Raw genomic sequence first — 17,254 nt, forward strand, 5'->3', positions numbered from 1 at the left:
ATACGACAGGCCTCACCGGCGACAGGCTTCATTGCTTGCCATGCGGACGACCGAAATCGGGAGCAGCGGTCTCCTGCCCCTGGTCGATGATCGAACGGCGCACCGCCCGGGTGCGCGTGAACAGGTCGAACAATTTGTCGCCTTCCCCCCAGCGGATCGCCCGCTGCAGATAAGCCAGATCCTCCGAGAATCGGCCAAGCACTTCCAGCACAGCCTTCTTGTTGTTGAGGAAGACATCGCGCCACATGGTGGGGTCGGAGGCAGCGATGCGCGTGAAGTCGCGAAAGCCGCCGGCGGAGAACTTGATCACCTCCGACTGCGTAACCGCCTCCAGATCGTCGGCGGTGCCGACGATATTGTAGGCGATGAGATGCGGAACATGGCTGGTGACGGCGAGCACCAAATCGTGGTGCTCGGGCGTCATGCACTCGACCCTGGAACCCAGCCTCTCCCAGAAGGCGCGATAGCGCGCCAGAGCCTCGGCATCGATGTCCTCGGCCGGCGTGAAGATACACCAGCGGTTCTCGAACAATTCGGCAAAGCCGGCATCAGGTCCCGAATGCTCGGTGCCGGCCACGGGATGGGCGGGGATGAAATGTACGCCCACCGGCAGGAAGGGTGACATCTGTGCCACCACGGCGCCCTTGACCGAGCCGGTGTCGGAGATGATGGCGCCTTGCTTGAGATGCGGGGCAATGATCTCGGTCACCACGCCGAAGGCGCCCGAGGGCACGCAGAGGATGACGCAGTCGGCGTCCGTGACTGCGGCGCCGAAATCCGTGGTTGCGACATCGGCGATGCCGAGTTCTTCGACACGCCCGATCACCTTTTGCGAAAGGTCCGCCGCCACCAGCGTCCGGGCAAGTCCGTAGCTGCGTGCCGCCCGCAGGATGGAGGAGCCGATCAGGCCGATTCCGATCACGCAGAGCCGATCGAAGAGGAAGGGAGCGTCAGACATGGGAACCCTGGAAATTTTCGCCTTCTGTGCACGATGAGGCGGGGGAAGGCAAATCCTACCTGGGACTGCGCTCCTCACTGAGCCTCGAAGCTGGACGCCCAAAAAGAAATGCGACGCGGCCGGAAACGGCCGCGTCGCATTTTTTCGCATCATCGGCTGTGAAGAGACGGCGGAAGACCACCCCAGTTGGAGGCTTCAGCCTCTCTTCGGGATCTCCAGCCCACGCTGTACGGCGGGACGGGCAAGGCCACGCTCGAGCCAGGCCGGAACGCGCTTCAAGCTCGCATAGTCGACGAGCTCGCCAGCGCCATAGAAGCCGACGAGGTTGCGCACCCAGCCAAGCGTGGCAATGTCGGCGATGGTGTAGTCGGCGCCCATCAGCCAGTCGCGCCCTTCCAGGCGGGTTTCGAGCACACCGAGCAGGCGCTTGGATTCGCTGACATAGCGTTGCAATGGGCGCTTGTCCTCGATCTCGCGGCCCGCGAATTTATGGAAGAAGCCGACCTGGCCGAACATTGGCCCGATCGCCGCCATCTGGAAGAACACCCATTGGATGGTCTCGTAGCGGGCAGCGGCATCGGCGGGCAGGAACTTGCCGGTCTTCTCGGCGAGATAGAGCAGGATGGCGCCGGATTCGAACAGGCCGAGCGGCTTGCCGCCCGGGCCATGGGGATCGATGATCGCCGGGATCTTGCCATTGGGATTGAGCGACAGGAACTCGGGACCCCAGGTCTCGTTCTTGCCGATGTCGATGAGATGCGGCTCGTAGGCGAGCCCGGTCTCCTCCAGCATGATCGATACTTTCACGCCATTGGGCGTAGGCAGCGAGTAAAGTTGGACCCGATCCGGATGCTGGGCCGGCCAGCGCTTGGTGATCGGAAAGGCGGAGAGATCAGACATAAAGCCTCCGGATTGGCTCCCCTCTCCCAGGGTGGGAAAGGGCGTGTGGACAAGGAGAAATCCGCGTTATTTTCCCAGGAACTCGCGCAACGTTTCGACCACCAGGCGGTTGGCTTCTTCCGAGCCGATGGTCAGGCGCAGGGCATCGGGCAAGCCATAGGCATCGACGCGCCGTAGGATCAGGCCGCGTTCAGTCAGGAAAGCGTCGGCATCCCTGGCGCTTTTGCCGGCTTCCTTGGAGAAATGCACCAGCAGGAAATTGCCGACGGACGGCGTCACGCCCAGGCCGAGGCCGGTGAGTTCCTTGGTGAGGAAGGCGAGCCATTTGTCGTTATGGGCGATGGCATCGGCCACATGCGCGTCATCCTGGATGGCGGCCATACCGGCCGCCATGGCGGGGCCGGAGACATTGAAGGGACCACGAATGCGGTTGACCGCATCGATCACCGCCGGCGGTCCTACCATCCAGCCCAGGCGCAGATTGGCAAGGCCATAGATCTTCGAGAAGGTACGGGCCATCACCACGTTGGGACTGGTCGCGACCAGTTCGAGGCCGGATTCATAGTCGTTCGCCCGCACATATTCGGCATAGGCGGCATCGAGCACCAGGAGGATATCGGAGCGCAGGCCGGCATGCAGGCGCTTGACCTCGTCGAAGGGCAGATAGGTGCCGGTCGGATTGTTGGGATTGGCGAGGAAGACGATCTTGGTCTTCGCCGTCACCCGCGCCAGCAGGGCGTCGACATCGGCCGTGTAGTTCTTCTCGGGCGCCACCACGGGCGTCGCGCCGGCCGCGAGCGTGGCGATCTTGTAGACTAGGAAGCCGTGCTCGCTGTAAACGGCCTCGTCCCCGGGTCCGAGATAGGTATAGGCCAGAAGCGAGAGAAGTTCGTCCGAGCCGGCGCCGCAGATCAGCCGGGCGGGATCGAGGCCGTAGCGCGCCGCGATCGCCGCCCGCAAAGCGGAAGAGGCGCCGTCGGGATAGAGTTCGAGCTTCTCACCGGCGGCGGCATAGGCAGCCTTGGCCTGGGCGCTCGGACCGAGCGGCGTCTCGTTGGACGACAATTTCCAAAGCTTGACGCCAGCGGGCGCCGCCGACTTGCCGGGCACATAGGCATCGATGTCGAGGATGCCCTTGCGGGGAACGGGACCGTTCATGTCTGGGGATTCCGAAGGTTACTTGAGAGGCAGGACGAAAGCCGGCGCATGGGAGCCGACAGTCTCGAAGCTGGTGCCAGACGGCAGGGCCTCGGCGAGCGCAACGATGGTCTGCCCCGGATGCAGGGCGACCAGCAGGGCCGCGCCGGCATGGGCGGGAATGCTCCAGCCCTGCGGCAGCTTGGGCAGGGCCATCGGCAGCACGGCCGAGACCAGCCTGACATCGCTGGAAGAAAGCGGCTCATCGATCGGCTTGGACAGCACATAGGTCGGCAGTGCGGCCGGATGATCGGCCCGCTCGACGAAGGGAAGTCTCGCGATGATCTTGGGTGCCGTCTCCCCTTCCAGAGCCCGCCACCAGGCGCCGGGAGCGGCCACCGGCACCAGGCCGAGGTCGCCGCGCGAATGGCTCAGCGCGTGAATGACGTCGCCGGCATCGTCATGCGTCTCATAGGGCACCACGAAGCCGAAATGGAAGCGGGCAACATCGCGCATCGCCGCATTGCCGAGCGAGATGTCGCCATGCACCGTGTAGGGCGCCTGCACATGGGTAAAGGTGGCGATGATCACCCGCCAGATCGATTCGACGATATCGACCGGCAGGATGCCATGATGGCGCCCGACGATGTCGCGCATCATCGAGGCTTCCCGCCCGGGCCGGAAGGCTGAACCGGAGGCCTGCGAGCGCTTGATGGCGATGAGTTGGTCGATGATCTCGCCGCGCTCCATCAAGAGCCCATGCATGGCAGCATCGATGCGATCGATTTCTTTGCGGAGATCGGCGAGGTCGGTGGCCGGTTGCATCGGGGTCATGGCGGCATTCGGGCATCAAAGGTGGGAGGACTGTCATAGGCGGATGGGTCGGTGATGGCAACCACCGCACCCACGGCGGTTCTCGGCCGCATAGATGTCATCATCACCACTACGTTGAATTTTTATCCCGCCGCAACCACAAATAGTTTTCATTCTCAATGAAAAGTTGCATCAGCAAATCCTGACAATCATTGATAAATATTTCAGCAACACGCCAGAAACAAACGTCACAACTTCGCGAACACTGTGTTTATGCCATACTTATGGCAACGCTATGCTCTACTTCTGACACGGCGATGACATGAGAGCACCGCAATATTCCAAAGGGTAAACACGATGAGAGTTTTGATCACTTCCGTTTTGGCCGCATGTGGGCTGGCAGCGGCGGCCTCCTGCGCCCAGGCCGATGGCATCACCGACTTCTATTCGATCCAACGCGGCTTCGGTTATGACGAAGCCAAGACACCGGTCGCACCAGCGGCCATGCCTTTGTGGAACGCCAATGCCGGCCAGGGCGTCGATCCGGCCGTGGAGACGACACCGGGTACCGAAGCCCCCGCCGCCGCGATGACGCCGCGCCGGGTGCATCACGCCGCTGTGCGGCATCCGCTGCATCACCGCACCGAAGCCCCCGCCTCCTGAGCCGGGAATCCCAGGCATTTTCGGCAGCCTTCACCACATGAGGCTCTGACCTTGTCATGCCCGGGCTTGTCCCGGGCATCTCCTTGCGATCCAGCCGAGGTTCCGGATCGCCGTGATATCCGGCAATGATGAGAGACGCCTTTCCGGCCTTTTGCCGCCGCCTACAAGCCGACCTCGGCAAGCGCGGCCTGTTGGCGGGCCGCCACCGTCTGAACCGAAAAATCCTCGATGGCCGCCTCGAACAGGCGGTGGAAGTTCAGTTCGGCGCGCAGATGCAGGAACACGCCGCCGAGGCCGATGGCGGCACGATCCATGAACACGAATTCGCGCGGCACCGTCACCGGCCCCTTCTGCTTGAGCGCCTGGTGCACGGCATAGGCTTCCCTGCGGCCATATTCGGACGGCGCCACACCATCGGCGATGGTGCGCACCCGATCATCGAGCAGCGGGCCGAAAATGAAGCGCGCCCACAAATTCAGCGTCTCGATCAGGTCCTTGCTCAGCTTGCGGAAGCCCCAGGTCTCGTAGGCGTGGACCACGCGCTCTGTCTCGTCCTGGAGGAGGCCGCGATAGAGCTCGACCACGCCGCCGACGAAAGCCGGCGGGAAGATGCGAATGCAGCCATAATCGAGCAGGTTGATGCCCGAGGGCTCGCCCCCCTCGCTGAACACGGTGTAATTGCCCAGATGCGGGTCGCCGTGGATGATGCCGATATGGGCATAAGGCTGCCACCAGGCCGCGAACATTGCCCCCGCCAGCCGATTGCGCACTGGCAGCTCGGCTTCCTTGAAGGCGAGGATGCGCTCGCCCGTGAGCCAGTCCATGGTGAGCAGGCGGCCGGTGGAGAGTTCGGGCCACACAAGCGGCGCCCGCACGTCGGAGATGCCGAGCGAGGCGAAGGCGTTGCGGTAGAGCGCGGTGTGCTTGGCCTCGCGGCGATAATCGAGCTCCTCGCGCACCCGCTCGCCGATCTCCTGGTAGATCTCGCGGGTGTCGATGGCCGGATCGAAGCGCCGGTGTAGGGCAAACAGCACCTGGAGCTGGGCGAGATCGGCCTCCACGGCCGACTGCATGTCGGCATATTGCAGCTTGCAGGCGAGCGCGGTGCCGTCCTTGGCGGTGGCACGATGCACCTGGCCGAGCGAGGCGGCCGCCGCCGGTTCATGCTCGAAACTGCCGAAACGCGAGGCCCAGTCCGGCCCGAGCTCGGCCATCATCCGTCGCTTGACGAAGGCCCAGCCCATGGGCGGCGCCTGGCTCTGTAGCTTGGAAAGCTCGGCGGCGTAATCGGGCGGCAGCGCGTCGGGAATGGTGGAGAGCAGCTGGCCGACCTTCATCAGCGGCCCCTTCAGCCCGCCGAGCGCCTTGGCCAGCGCCACCGCATTGGAGCTCGAGGAACCGCCACCCCCCATCAGCCGCGATCCGGCCATGCGGGCCGCCACGCCGCCGACATTGACGCCAACCCGGGCATAGCGCCTCGCCCTGGCCGAAAGCCGGTTCGCCTCTTCGTCATGCTCGGACATGAAAGTCTCCTGGCTGCCCCATCCTAGATAGGAGCAAGCCGGCCTATCGCCAAGCGACAGGGTGGCGCAGGCCTCGCTCTCCCGCCGGGGAGAAGGTTTATCCGCCCTTCCGTTTCAGCCGCATGATCGCCGTGTCCAGGGCCTGCAGGAAGGCCGAGCGATCCTTGGCGGAGAAGGGTCTCGGGCCGCCGGTCATCTCGCCGGTGGAGCGCAGATGCTCCATCAGGTTGCGGGTGGCGAGCGCCATGCCGATGGAGGCTTCGGTGAAGGGCTTGCCGGTGGCGCCGATCACCTGGGCGCCCACCGCGATGCAGCGGCTGGCGAGCGGGATGTCGTTGGTGACGACCACGGCCTCGGGCGTCGCGCGCGCCGCGATCCAGTCATCCGCGGCGTCGGGACCGGCCTGTACCAGCACGAAGTCGATCAGGGGATCGCGCGGCAGGCGCATGAAGCTGTTGGCGACGACATGGGTCTTGAGCCCATGCCGCCCGGCCACGCGGAACACCTCCTCCTTGACGGGGCAGGCATCGGCGTCGACGAAGATCTCGATGGGCATGGGCAGGCGATAGAGCCTTTTTGGCCTGAGGGCAAAGCGCGTTTTGGTGAAAGCCCCTTTTTCGCCCGGCGCCCTTCAGGCACCATGGCCCGACGACGGGTCGTCCTCGTGCCCGAGGGACCCCAGACCCAGCCCCATTCCGCCGCCCATGCCGGCACCCATTCCCCCTCCCATTCCGCTGCCGCCGCCTCCGCCCTGGCGGCCCTCCTCCTTGCCGCGCTCGCCCTTGCCGCCGCCCGAGGCGGAGGGGCGGGCCGGCCCCTGGGCCGGCAGCTCGATATCGGCGGGGATCGGGGCGAGATCGAGGGCCTCGCGGATGAAGGCGCGCAGGGAGATCACAAGCTCCTGCGTGTGGACAGGATGGCCGGCGACCAGCTCGCGCGCCGCCCGGCTGGCGAGGCGCACATGCTCCTCGGTGCCGAGCAGGATGATGTCGGACAAGGCCGCCTCGACCGCGTCGCGGATGCGGCGTGCCCGGTCGGAACGCGCCACCTTGCCGGCGCTGAGGTCCAGGGGCGGTACCTCTCCTTCTGCCTCGCCCTCGGCCGGAGGAGCGGCCTGCCGCAGCTCGCGCAGATGCATCGGATCGACGGTGAGGTCACCGGTGAAGGAGCCGCCGAGCGTGCGATAGGCCGCGATCAGCGTGCGCACCCGCTCGTTGATCTGGCGGTTCAGGCGTTCGCGCCGCTGCTGGATGGTAAACATCGCCAGCAGGCGGATGCCGACGCCGATCAGCGTGAAGAGCGCAAGGCCGATCACGGTCGCCAGCAGGCTCTGCCAGGAGGTGAAATCGATATTGCGCAAAAGCGCCTCCCTGCTCGCCCGCCGCCATGCCCATAGGCCTGCCCTTGATGATACGGATTGCCCGATGAGGCAAGGCAGCCGGCCGAAACGGACCGGGCGGCGAAAGGCGGGGGCTTTACGGGGCTGCCATGGCCTGGCAGGGGTTCCGCGCCGCGGCCAAATCCTCTATTGAGGCGGCAAATCGGATCAAAGCCCCTTGAGCAAGCCCCCCTTTCCTGCCCGCCACCCGTCCGCCGGGCCCAACGTTCCCGGCCTTGCCGCCCGCGCCCTTGCGGTGAAGGCCGTGGCGGGCGTCCTCAGCCAGGACCAGGCGCTGGAAGACGCCTTCGACGACGCCTCGCTGGAAGCGCGTGATCTCGCCCTCGCCCGCATGATCGCCGGCGTCTCGATGCGCCGCTACGGCACCATCGGCACCCTGCTCGAAAAGCTGCTCGCCAAGGGCATGCCGCGCAAATCCGGCCCGCTCGAAGCCATCCTGATCACGGCGGCGGCCCAGATCCTCTTCCTCGACGTGCCCGACCGTGCCGCCGTCGACCTTGCCGTGCGCCTCGCCCGCGGAGACGATCGCGCCCAGGCCTTTTCGGGCCTCGCCAATGCCGTGCTGCGCAAGATCTCGGCCGGCAAGGAAGAGCTTCTCGCCGCCATCCCGCCCGAGGCGGATACGCCCTCCTGGCTCTACAAGCGCTGGTCGGACCAGTATGGCGCGGCGACCGCCGCGGCCATGGCGGCGGCCCAGCGCGTCGAGCCCTCGCTCGACCTCACCGTCAAGGCGGATGCCGCCGGCTGGGCCGAGCGGCTCGGCGGCCGGACGCTGCCCACCGGCTCGGTGCGCCTGGCGCATAACGGCACTATCAGGGCGCTGGAGGGCTACGAGGCCGGAGAATGGTGGGTGCAGGATGCCGCCGCCGCCCTGCCCGCCCGCCTGCTCGGCAATGTCGCGGGACTGAGGGTCGCCGACCTCTGCGCCGCCCCCGGCGGCAAGACCGCCCAGGTCGCCGCCGCCGGCGCCAGGGTCACCGCGGTCGACCGTTCGGCGGCGCGGCTGCAGCGCCTCACCGAGAACCTCAAGCGCCTCGACCTCGAGGCCGATGTGGTGACGGCCGACATCCTGGGCTGGAAGGCCGAGCCCTTCGATGCCGTCATCCTCGACGCCCCCTGCAGCGCCACCGGCACCATCCGCCGCCATCCCGACGTCGCCTGGAGCAAGTCCGCCCGCGACATCGGCGCGGTGGCCGACCTGCAGCGCCGCATGCTCGGCCGCATGGCCAGCCTCGTCAAGCCCGGCGGGCTCCTGGTCTACTGCACCTGCTCGCTGGAGCGGGAGGAGGGCGAGGAGCAGATCGCCCGCTTCCTCGACGGCAATAAGGATTTCGCCCTGGAGCCGGTGCTGTCAGACGATATCGGCGGCATCGAGGGCGCCGTCACGCCCGAGGGCTTCCTGCGCACGCTGCCGAGCTTGCTGCCCGATCCCGATCCGGTGATGGCGGGCATGGACGGTTTCTTCGCCGCGCGCATGCGGCGGAAGGGGTAGCCCGCGTAAGGCGCGGGAAGCCTTCCCCAGCCTGTGGAGAGGGCTTGTCGCGTCTTTCTGGGCGACGGTCAGCGTACCCGCCGCCCCTCCCTCGTTTAAAACTGGGGCCATGTCGCTGAAATCGCCGGCCCGAGGCTTGCGCGAAGCTCACGCAATGGCCACAAGGAGCCTATCGCCGACGTCGGCATGCCCGCTTCGGGCGCCCGTCCCTTCGTTCCCTTCTCTGGAGGTCCGCATCAGGAATGAGCCGAGGCACTCTGGGCCCCAAGCTCCGTCTCTCCCTCACTGCTGCCGCGCAATCCGGCCGCGCCGTGCTGACGCGCCTTTACCTCCTGCCCTTCATGCGCTGGCGCTTCGGCCGCGGCGATCCCGAAAAACTGGTGCTGGCCCCGCAGGATTTGAGGGCCGCCGACCCCACCCGTGCCGCCGAACTCGTGCTCGGCCGCTTCACCTTCGTCGCCAAGACGATCGTGCTCAACGAGGTCTCCCCCTTCGCCATCGCCCCGCCCTCGCCGGCCTGGCGCGAGACCCTGCTCGGCTTCACCTGGCTGAGGCACCTGCGGGCCGCCGACGGCACCGCCGGCAAGCAGGTGGCGCGCCGCCTCGTCGGCGATTTCGTGCGCTCGAACCTGCGCTTCCAGCCCGAGGCGCTCGACCCGCTGCTGACGGCGCGGCGCATGCTCGCCTGGGTCTCGATGGCGCCGATGATCCTCGACGGCGCCGATCGCGGTTTCTACCGTGCCTTCCTGCGCTCAGTCGCCTGGCAGACCTCCTATCTCCTGCATGCCGGCCGCGCCACCACCGACGGCATGCCGCGCCTGCTCTGCGCCATCGCGGTGATGCAGGTGAGTCTGTGCCTCTCCAACAAGGCGGGCCTGCGCCGCCCGGCCCTGCGCTGGTTGGTGAGCGAGCTCAACCGCCAGATCCTGGCCGACGGCATCCACATCTCCCGCAACCCGCAGGCCAATATCGAGCTGTTGCTCGATCTCCTGCCGCTGCGCCAATCCTTCGCCGCCCGCAATGCCGTCGCCCCGCCCGAGCTGATCGGCGCCATCGACCGCATGATGCCGATGCTGCGCTTCTTCCGCCATGCCGACGGCGCCTTCGCCGCCTTCAACGGCATGGGCTACACCCAGAGCCATCTGATCGCCACGCTGCTTGCCTATGACGACGCCCGCGGCAAGCCGGTGCAGAACGCCCCCCATGGCGGCTATCAGCGCCTGGAGGCCAATGGCGCCGTGCTGCTGGTCGATACCGGCAAGCCGCCGCCGGTGAACGTCTCGCAGGAAGCCCATGCCGGCACGCTCGCCTTCGAGTTCTCGGCCGACAATTTCCGCATCGTGGTCAATTGCGGCGCGCCCGCGCCGGGCCGCGAGAACTGGCGGCACCTCGCCCGTTCCACCGGCGCCCATTCCACCGCCATCGTGGCCGACGCCTCCTCCAGCCATTTCGCCGGCGGCACGCGGAAGCCCGGCGCAACCGCGCCGAGCCTGGGCGGCCGGGCCATCCTCTCCGGCCCCAAGCATGTGCCGGTGCAGCGCGAGAACTCGCCGGCGGCCAGCACCATCACCGCCTCCCATGACGGCTACCGCCACGATTACGGCCTGATCCACCAGCGCGAGCTGACGCTGAGCCAGATCACCGGCGCGCTGGAGGGCCGCGACAGCTTCCTCGACCACAAGGCCGAGCCCTGGAAGGGCAAGGAGCCGGTGCTGCTGCGCTTCCACCTCCACCCCGCCGTCGCCGCCCGGCCCGCCAATGGCGACACCCAGATCGTCATCACCCTGCCGAGCGGCAAGGAATGGCTGTTCCTGGCCGACGTGCCGTTCACTTTGGCCGAGACCGCGCATCTCGCCAACCCCGAGGGGCCGCGCCGCAGCGTGCAGATCGTGATGACCCTGCCGGAGGGCGAGCACACGATGAGCTGGGCCTTCCTGCCGGCCGATCCGGTGTGACGGGGATGAGGCGTATCCTACCCGTTGCGCTCGCGGTCCTGGCGGCCGTGCCGGCCACGGCCCAGGAGCGGCCGGAGGACTACATGACCTTCTCCTGCACCCATCTTCCCGCGATGAAGGTCACCCAGCAACTGGTCGCGCTCTATGGCGACAAGGGCGACAAGCTCGTCGTCGCCTCCGATCTCGAGAACTATCTGGCGCTCGTCTCGCTGGACAATGTCGCCAGGCTCCGAAAGGACGGCAAGGCCTATGAGAAGTTCTTTCCGGCCCGGACGGTCGGCGGCAAGCGCGAGGCACCCGTCACGCTGCAATATCATCTCGAAAAAGACGAAACTAGCGGCAAGCAGCGCCTGAAGGTCACGAATTCCGGCAATGGCACGAAGGTCATGGATTGCACGCCGGTCCAGAAATGAAATAATGCGCTTGGCGACAATAATTGCCTTGGGGGACTGACTACTAGTGATTGCTGAGACCGACACCCTCGTGAAGCCGGATATGGTGGCAGTGCTTGAGCGCACGCATGTCAGCAAGGATTTACACGGCTTTCTTCTTCCCACGCTCGAGGCGGTGTCGAACGCGATGCATGGCATCGAGGCACGCTTCGGTGATAACGCGCGTGAGCAAGGCATGATTGAGATCGTCATGTCCAGCATCAACGACCCTCATCGCCTAATGATCTCGATCACTGACAACGGAGTTGGGCTCGACAACGGCAATTATATTTCTTTCAAGACGCCGTTTTCCGGTCACAAACTCCAGCAGAATGGACGCGGCTTTGGTCGTTTCATCGCCTTCAAGGTGTTCGATCGCATCCTTTATTCGAGCCGTTTCGAGACACTGCCGGCCTCCGACAAGCGTACCTTCCGCTTCGACATCAATCAGAAGGACGAACTGATATACCATGATGGTGAACCGGATTTTTCGCACCTCGGCCTTCGCGTAGACTATGACGAGCCGCGTTCCGAATGGCATGAGTTGATCGCGACTCTCGACCAGGGCGATATCGCAGATCACATAGGCAGCCATTTTCTGCCGCACTTTCTGTATCGCTGGCTCCCCGAGATTACCATCCGGTTCGACGATGGTGAGCCCAGCAGTATCACCACCCACTTCAAGAACGTGTTCGTCGAGGCCGAGGCCGGATCGTTCGATGTGCAGATCGACGACAAGGCGGAGAAGATTGACTATTCGCTGACCAAGGTCCCGCGCACCCGGTCCTTCAAGAATCACAGCTTGCTGTTTGCCGCTGGCGACCGGATAGTCGGCAATCCGCGTGACCTCACCAATCTGCTCGGTCAACCAGCGTTCTTCGACAATAACAATCAGCCCTACATCGTGATTGCCGTTGTCCGGTCGAGCGCTTTCGAGACCCGTCTCAACGATGCCCGGACGGGCATCAACATCTTCCCCACGATTGTCGAAGAAATTGTTGGCAAGGTCGGCGACATCATCCAAGCGACCGAGAACACCCAGATCGCTAAGATTAAGGCGACACAATCGCGCGATCTTGAAGGTGCTCTCCAAGAGAATCCAATCTTGCGCATCGGCCTCAGGGGCCAGTCGATCCCCGCCTATGTCGCAGGAAAGCCGAACAACTGGAAAGCTCAGGATTTCGTCTCGAACCTTGCCATCGAGCGCTATCGGGTCTCGCGCGACCTATCCAAGGCGATCTCCAGCGCGGCTAATAATCCCGACAACTACATGGCGAACATCAAGGACATCGTCGACAAGATCGATGCATCAAACAAAGAGGCACTTGCTGAATATGTTGTCCATCGCAAGAAGGTGATTGAGTTGATCGAAGCGGCGCGCAAATACGGATCCAACGGCGCCCATGCATCGGAGGACACTATTCACGATCTTGTCTTTCACCGCTTCTCGGACAGCGTCGACACCGACTATTTTGAGCACAATCTCTGGTTAATCGACGATGCATTGGCTTTCCTGCCGTACATATCGAGCGACCGGGCCATGCACGGCAAGGGACGCAAGAAAGGTGACAAGATCGCCGACCTGGCCTTCTTCGACGACAGCCTCGTGCTCGGCGACAATGATGGTACAACAATCACAATTGTCGAGTTCAAACGACCGAGCCGTGACAATTACCGGTTCGGCGACGTCAAGCACGATCCGGTCATGCAGGTGATCGAAACGCTGAAAGATGCTGTCGCGGCGGGCGGGATCGCTAAAACCGACGGATCGCATTTCGCATTTCGCGGCGTCGTACGGCGCTTCGGCTATATAGTCGCAGACCTAAAACCGTCCTCGTGACCGTGCTTCGCAACCACGATTTCAAAAACGATTGGAATCCAGACATTTACGTCCGCTACCGTGACAACGAACAGATCTTCATCCAGGCGATGGGGTACGACACGCTGGTCGCGCACGCCAAAAAGCGCAACCAAGCTTTCTTCAGCGTTCTATTTGGCGAGTAACTTGTCTGCGCACTCGACTAGTCCAGAGAGAGCAGCGAACATAGCTGGCTAGCTCGTACTGGAATGCAGGGCCGCCGATCAGAATTACAGTGATGGTGTGGACGGCGCCTTCTACGGCATCTGGTTCACGGGGTGAGCTGTGCCAGGACGGTCGTTGTCAAACACACCATCAAAGGGGCGCCGTCCACACCATCACTGTAATTTGATCCTCGCTGGCTGTTATCACCGCCGCAAGTTACCCCATCGAGTCTGTAGCCAACCAAACACAGTCGATTTGACTACGATAGCCCACAAAGCATTTCTAAAATACATTGAAATTTCGCATAATTTTAATGCAATTCAGCATCTTTAATTAAATGTACCGCCACCGTAGTGGAAATGCTAAAAATTAACAGATGGTCTTCTTCGCTCATTTTCGCTTGAGAGCGCGATTTTCAGAACACATCATCAGGTACGTCAGGGAATACATCATCCCACTCACCTGAAAGAATTGACAAGCCTGAATCATCGCTGCCATAATCTTCTCCCAGCTTCTCATATCGACGCTGACGGCGCGGTGTGCGGGACTCAACATGGATTGCGCCATGAAGCAGCGCTGAGCGACGCCCATTCAAGCTTGCTTCGAGCAGACGATTGATTGTCGGAAGCTCAAGAGCAATGTTAGTTGCCATCGTATCGAAAAACGAAATGCGTTGGTCGCGCAACACTCGAAAATGTGGATCGGCGTCAACCGCCGCTTCGGCACCTGGTAGTCCCCAACTCTTGCGAATACCGCTTTCATAGACCAGCATCCAATGCTCTCCGAGGAGATCGTCCGCTGTAACTGTGCCAGTCCAGTCTGAGACCGCACCACGGCCAGTCAACAATCGGCGACTGCGCAACATTTGGACAAGACAGGCGCAAAGACTGTTTTCAACCTTTGCGGCCAGATAAGTCGCGCGTTCCCCCAAGCGAATCGAAAGCGAGCGGCAGAGCCACAGCGTCCAAACAACTTCATAATGGTGATTGTAGGGAGCGTGTTCCTCAATCATGCCTTCGGCAAAAACCTTAATGCGCTCGCCGAGCGGATAGCCAGCAGCCGCATAAGTGCAAAGGATTTTGACAACCGAATCCAAGCAATTGGAATTTTCTCGAGCAACCCGCAGAAGAAAGGGCTCATAGATATCCCAGTTGGTGCGCTGGATCAGACTATGGGACGTCTTGCGGACGGCAAAAGAGGCGATGCTTTCGTCAGGTAAGGTTTTGGACAGGCGAACGATCTCGGTAAAGAAACGGATTAGGTCCCGGCGCTGACTGTCGCTTGAATGGCTTAATTTCAGCTGTGCAATGTCGCCTGGCCAACCTTCTTCATTGAAGCCTAGTGCATCGATAATGTGAGTTTTCGAGGCGTTGAGCTGAAGATCAAAGCTCAGCACAGCCTCACGAAGCGCGGCAAGGAATGCTTCCGCATCGATACGCGAGTCAAAACAGAGGAAGAAATCATCCATATAGCGGTAGCCGCCGGTAAGACGCTTGAAATGGTCCACTCCTATCTGCTGCTCGATGGCGCACAGGATGAGTTCAGAGATAATGCGCGAACTGTCAGGACCCACAGGGATACCGATTGTCTGCCCGTCCTGGCAGGCCCGCAGCAGTGCATCGATCTGGTTGCCGTAAACAGCAGCGTCAGTTGTGCTCCGGTTACGTTTGGCGACTCGCTTGCCGTGCAGGGCCCAGGGGATCGAGTGGGTATATATGGAATGATAGAAGCTGAGCACATCGGTCTGTAGTATAGCGCGCGCGGTCGCATAAGCTCCAATGCGCTTCTCACTCAGCAGCGACAGTTTGGGCATGTTAACCGCTCGGTTGCCGGTCCGGCTAATCTCGGCGGATGTGAGACTGATTGGTGAACGAGCCGAGATTGCCTCGAATTCAGCTTGGTGGTCAGCAATCGCGCTCGCCAAATAATATTGATTGACTGGATTTGGCACACCGAGCATGCGCCGGGAATGACCTTTTCGGGCCATGTCGAAGCGCGCATAGCTACTGACACGTGGGTAGAGGCGACGCTGTTGTGCAGAGAGGCCCGCCTCATGTGCCGCCCAATGGGAAACTACATTGCCGATATTACTGGCAAAGACCGCACTGGTGAAAGGGGGTGGCAGTTCCTTAGGGAAATACCCGCGAGCTAGCAGCCCCTCTAGGCGTTCATCACGTGTCATCGGCAAAGCTCCCTCGCGTCTCTTACATTGGGTAATAGGCGAACACGAAGCAAGACTGCCGATGAAGGCAATGCTCTATCCCATATGTCTACTAATGTGCCTTCTCCTTACAGGCGATTTTCACATCCTGAACGCAGAAGGATCCGGTCCCCTTCAGCTCTTATCTTGATCGCTCAATCCAAGGTGACTGGCCTAACTAAAACCGGATGTTGCGAGCGTCTGTTGCCGTCGTCGACCTCCCCCTCACCCCATCATCGCATCCCCCCTTACCGCATCCACCACGAACTCCATCACCGCCTTCACCCGCTGCGGCAGGTTCCGCCGTGAGGGATAGACCAGCGTGATCGGGAGCCTGGCCGGCGGGAAGTCCGGCATCAAGCTGACGAGGCGGCCGGCCGCGATGTCGGGGCCGGCGAGGATGTGGGAGAGGATGGCGAGGCCCCCGCCGGCCAGGGTGGCGCGGTGGATGGCGACGGCGCTGTCGGCCGTCAGCCGCGGGGCGATGCGCAGGCGTGTCTCGTCGGCGCCGTCGGAGAAGGACCACAGGCGCCCGTCGCCGGCGCGGGCGTAGCAGATGCAGTCATGGCGGGGCACCTCCTCCGGCCGCACCGGGGCGGAGCGCCTGGCGAGATAGCAGGGCGCGGCCACCAGGAAGGCCGTGGTCCAGCCGATGCGCCGGCCGGTCAGGCTGGAATCCTCGACGGGGCCGAGTCGTACTTCGAGATCGATGCCCTCGCCGACGAGATCGGAGGGCGCCTCGCGCAAGAGGAGATCGACGCTGAGGCCGGGATGGCGGGCGAGCAGTTCCGGCAGGTGCTCGGCAAGGGCAAGGCCCAGCGGGGCGGGCAGGGAGAGCCGCACCTTGCCGGCGACGACAGCCTCGCCGGTGCCGGCGCTCTCGCCCAGCGCCTCCACCGCCTCGATCACGCGCAGGGCCATCGGGATCAGCCGCTCGCCCTCGGCCGTCAGCGCCAGGGCCACCGTGGTGCGGTGGAGCAGGCGCACCCCGAGCCGCGCCTCCAGCGCCGAGACCTGGCGCGACACCGCCGGCTGGGTGAGATCGAGATCGGCCGCCGCCGCGGTGAAGGAGCCCGTCTGCGCCACGCGCAGGAAGGTCCGCAAGGCGCCCACAATGTCCATTCCCCTGCCCCCCATACTTTTGCGCATAGGCCTTATGCCCGGAGCTTAGGCTGGTAAGGCTTTACTGTCCAGCTATTACGGATATTTTGTATCCATAAGGATATTAGATATCCTTAATAAGGGAAACGGACATGAGCCAGCGCCTGAATTACGCCCAGCAATCCCCCGACCTCTTCAAGAAGCTCTCGGATCTCAGCCTGGCCCTGAAGGGCAGCGTGATCGAGGAGAAGCTCCGCGATCTCGTCAACATCCGCGCCTCGCAGCTCAATGGCTGCGCCTTCTGCCTCGACATGCATGTGAAGGAGGCCAAGATCCACGGCGAGAGCGAGCTGAGGCTCTACCACGTCGCGATCTGGCGGGAATCCAACCTCTTCGTGCCGCGCGAACGCGCCGCTTTGGCCTGGACCGAGGCGGTGACCCGGCTGCCGGAAGGCGGCATTCCCGACGAGCTCTATGAGCGCGTGCGCGGCCAGCTTTCGGAGAAGGAGGTTTCCGACCTCACCTTCGCGATCGTCATCATCAATAGCTGGAACCGGGCCTCCATCGCCTTCAAGGCGGTGCCGGGCTCGGCCGACAAGCTCTACGGGCTGGACAAGGCCGGGCTGAGCTGAGCCGGAGCGCGGACTCTCCCGGGTGCG

The 17,254-nt window shown here is 63.3% G+C and carries 16 protein-coding genes; 7 read left to right on the forward strand and 9 right to left on the reverse strand.

Features of this window, described 5'->3' with window-relative positions; translation table 11 throughout:
- Positions 1-28: 28 nt before the first annotated feature.
- The 4 genes from ACTJKX_RS31350 to ACTJKX_RS31365 all read right to left on the reverse strand — a co-directional run bounded on the left by ACTJKX_RS31350 (position 29) and on the right by ACTJKX_RS31365 (position 3,829).
- The gene (locus ACTJKX_RS31350) at positions 29-958 is read right to left on the reverse strand and encodes a prephenate/arogenate dehydrogenase family protein (RefSeq protein ID WP_440727659.1); all 930 of its coding nucleotides are present in this window, start codon (positions 956-958) and stop codon (positions 29-31) included.
- A gap of 195 nt (positions 959-1,153) precedes the next feature.
- Entirely contained in the window at positions 1,154-1,858 is a 705-nt protein-coding gene (locus ACTJKX_RS31355) for a glutathione S-transferase N-terminal domain-containing protein (protein WP_394315224.1), read from the reverse strand.
- Positions 1,859-1,924: 66 nt separating this feature from the next.
- The gene (gene hisC / locus ACTJKX_RS31360) at positions 1,925-3,016 is read right to left on the reverse strand and encodes a histidinol-phosphate transaminase (protein ID WP_440727660.1); all 1,092 of its coding nucleotides are present in this window, start codon (positions 3,014-3,016) and stop codon (positions 1,925-1,927) included.
- Positions 3,017-3,034: 18 nt separating this feature from the next.
- On the reverse strand, positions 3,035-3,829 hold the full coding sequence (locus ACTJKX_RS31365; protein WP_311932786.1) for a chorismate mutase: 795 nt from the start codon (positions 3,827-3,829) through the stop codon (positions 3,035-3,037).
- A gap of 336 nt (positions 3,830-4,165) precedes the next feature.
- Here ACTJKX_RS31365 and ACTJKX_RS31370 point away from each other — a divergent pair, with 336 nt between their 5' ends.
- Positions 4,166-4,471 (forward strand): hypothetical protein, encoded by a 306-nt coding sequence (locus ACTJKX_RS31370; protein ID WP_440727661.1) that lies wholly within the window; start codon positions 4,166-4,168, stop codon positions 4,469-4,471.
- A gap of 161 nt (positions 4,472-4,632) precedes the next feature.
- On the opposite strand, the gene ACTJKX_RS31375 is transcribed toward ACTJKX_RS31370, so the two are convergent.
- The 3 genes from ACTJKX_RS31375 to ACTJKX_RS31385 all read right to left on the reverse strand — a co-directional run bounded on the left by ACTJKX_RS31375 (position 4,633) and on the right by ACTJKX_RS31385 (position 7,354).
- Positions 4,633-5,994: an ABC1 kinase family protein gene (locus ACTJKX_RS31375; RefSeq protein ID WP_440727662.1), complete on the reverse strand. Its 1,362-nt coding sequence runs from the start codon at positions 5,992-5,994 to the stop codon at positions 4,633-4,635.
- A gap of 97 nt (positions 5,995-6,091) precedes the next feature.
- Positions 6,092-6,550: a YaiI/YqxD family protein gene (locus ACTJKX_RS31380; RefSeq protein WP_367626454.1), complete on the reverse strand. Its 459-nt coding sequence runs from the start codon at positions 6,548-6,550 to the stop codon at positions 6,092-6,094.
- Positions 6,551-6,625: 75 nt separating this feature from the next.
- Positions 6,626-7,354, reverse strand: a complete 729-nt coding sequence (locus ACTJKX_RS31385) for a hypothetical protein (RefSeq protein ID WP_311932781.1) — start codon at positions 7,352-7,354, stop codon at positions 6,626-6,628.
- Between the two features lie 196 nt (positions 7,355-7,550).
- Here ACTJKX_RS31385 and ACTJKX_RS31390 point away from each other — a divergent pair, with 196 nt between their 5' ends.
- The 5 genes from ACTJKX_RS31390 (at position 7,551) to ACTJKX_RS31410 (ending at position 13,275) form a co-directional block, all read left to right on the forward strand.
- Entirely contained in the window at positions 7,551-8,885 is a 1,335-nt protein-coding gene (locus ACTJKX_RS31390; RefSeq protein WP_440727663.1) for an RsmB/NOP family class I SAM-dependent RNA methyltransferase, read from the forward strand.
- A gap of 242 nt (positions 8,886-9,127) precedes the next feature.
- Positions 9,128-10,840: a heparinase II/III family protein gene (locus tag ACTJKX_RS31395; RefSeq protein WP_440727664.1), complete on the forward strand. Its 1,713-nt coding sequence runs from the start codon at positions 9,128-9,130 to the stop codon at positions 10,838-10,840.
- A gap of 5 nt (positions 10,841-10,845) precedes the next feature.
- Positions 10,846-11,253 (forward strand): hypothetical protein, encoded by a 408-nt coding sequence (locus ACTJKX_RS31400; protein WP_394315229.1) that lies wholly within the window; start codon positions 10,846-10,848, stop codon positions 11,251-11,253.
- Between the two features lie 46 nt (positions 11,254-11,299).
- Complete coding sequence (locus tag ACTJKX_RS31405; protein WP_440727665.1) at positions 11,300-13,111, forward strand: ATP-binding protein; 1,812 nt, start codon at positions 11,300-11,302, stop codon at positions 13,109-13,111.
- Complete coding sequence (locus tag ACTJKX_RS31410; protein WP_440727666.1) at positions 13,108-13,275, forward strand: hypothetical protein; 168 nt, start codon at positions 13,108-13,110, stop codon at positions 13,273-13,275. The genes ACTJKX_RS31405 and ACTJKX_RS31410 overlap by 4 nt, the downstream gene beginning before the upstream one ends.
- A gap of 434 nt (positions 13,276-13,709) precedes the next feature.
- Here ACTJKX_RS31410 and ACTJKX_RS31415 read toward each other — a convergent pair whose 3' ends face one another.
- Together ACTJKX_RS31415 and ACTJKX_RS31420 are read right to left on the reverse strand one after the other, a co-directional pair.
- Entirely contained in the window at positions 13,710-15,476 is a 1,767-nt protein-coding gene (locus ACTJKX_RS31415; RefSeq protein ID WP_394315231.1) for an RNA-directed DNA polymerase, read from the reverse strand.
- 243 nt (positions 15,477-15,719) lie between these two features.
- A complete protein-coding gene (locus ACTJKX_RS31420; RefSeq protein WP_440727667.1) occupies positions 15,720-16,616 on the reverse strand; it encodes a LysR family transcriptional regulator in 897 nt (298 codons plus the stop codon).
- A gap of 131 nt (positions 16,617-16,747) precedes the next feature.
- Between ACTJKX_RS31420 and ACTJKX_RS31425 the strand changes: the two genes are divergently transcribed.
- Positions 16,748-17,227 carry a carboxymuconolactone decarboxylase family protein gene (locus tag ACTJKX_RS31425; protein WP_440727668.1) on the forward strand — a complete coding sequence of 160 codons (480 nt, stop codon included), beginning with the start codon at positions 16,748-16,750 and terminating at the stop codon, positions 17,225-17,227.
- Positions 17,228-17,254: the final 27 nt, after the last annotated feature.

This window comes from Labrys sp. 22185 (assembly GCF_052045555.1).
Lineage (GTDB): Bacteria > Pseudomonadota > Alphaproteobacteria > Rhizobiales > Labraceae > Labrys > Labrys neptuniae.

What these genes read in the sequence shown, in the direction of transcription:
- ACTJKX_RS31400 (WP_394315229.1), top strand. Translation starts at nt 10,846, where the DNA reads ATGAGGCGTATCCTACCCGTTGCGCTCGCGGTCCTGGCGGCCGTGCCG.
- ACTJKX_RS31350 (WP_440727659.1), bottom strand. Translation starts at nt 958, where the DNA reads ATGTCTGACGCTCCCTTCCTCTTCGATCGGCTCTGCGTGATCGGAATC.
- ACTJKX_RS31415 (WP_394315231.1), bottom strand. Translation starts at nt 15,476, where the DNA reads ATGACACGTGATGAACGCCTAGAGGGGCTGCTAGCTCGCGGGTATTTC.
- ACTJKX_RS31425 (WP_440727668.1), top strand. Translation starts at nt 16,748, where the DNA reads ATGAGCCAGCGCCTGAATTACGCCCAGCAATCCCCCGACCTCTTCAAG.
- ACTJKX_RS31370 (WP_440727661.1), top strand. Translation starts at nt 4,166, where the DNA reads ATGAGAGTTTTGATCACTTCCGTTTTGGCCGCATGTGGGCTGGCAGCG.
- ACTJKX_RS31355 (WP_394315224.1), bottom strand. Translation starts at nt 1,858, where the DNA reads ATGTCTGATCTCTCCGCCTTTCCGATCACCAAGCGCTGGCCGGCCCAG.
- hisC (WP_440727660.1), bottom strand. Translation starts at nt 3,016, where the DNA reads ATGAACGGTCCCGTTCCCCGCAAGGGCATCCTCGACATCGATGCCTAT.
- ACTJKX_RS31380 (WP_367626454.1), bottom strand. Translation starts at nt 6,550, where the DNA reads ATGCCCATCGAGATCTTCGTCGACGCCGATGCCTGCCCCGTCAAGGAG.
- ACTJKX_RS31375 (WP_440727662.1), bottom strand. Translation starts at nt 5,994, where the DNA reads ATGTCCGAGCATGACGAAGAGGCGAACCGGCTTTCGGCCAGGGCGAGG.
- ACTJKX_RS31365 (WP_311932786.1), bottom strand. Translation starts at nt 3,829, where the DNA reads ATGACCCCGATGCAACCGGCCACCGACCTCGCCGATCTCCGCAAAGAA.
- ACTJKX_RS31395 (WP_440727664.1), top strand. Translation starts at nt 9,128, where the DNA reads ATGAGCCGAGGCACTCTGGGCCCCAAGCTCCGTCTCTCCCTCACTGCT.
- ACTJKX_RS31420 (WP_440727667.1), bottom strand. Translation starts at nt 16,616, where the DNA reads ATGGACATTGTGGGCGCCTTGCGGACCTTCCTGCGCGTGGCGCAGACG.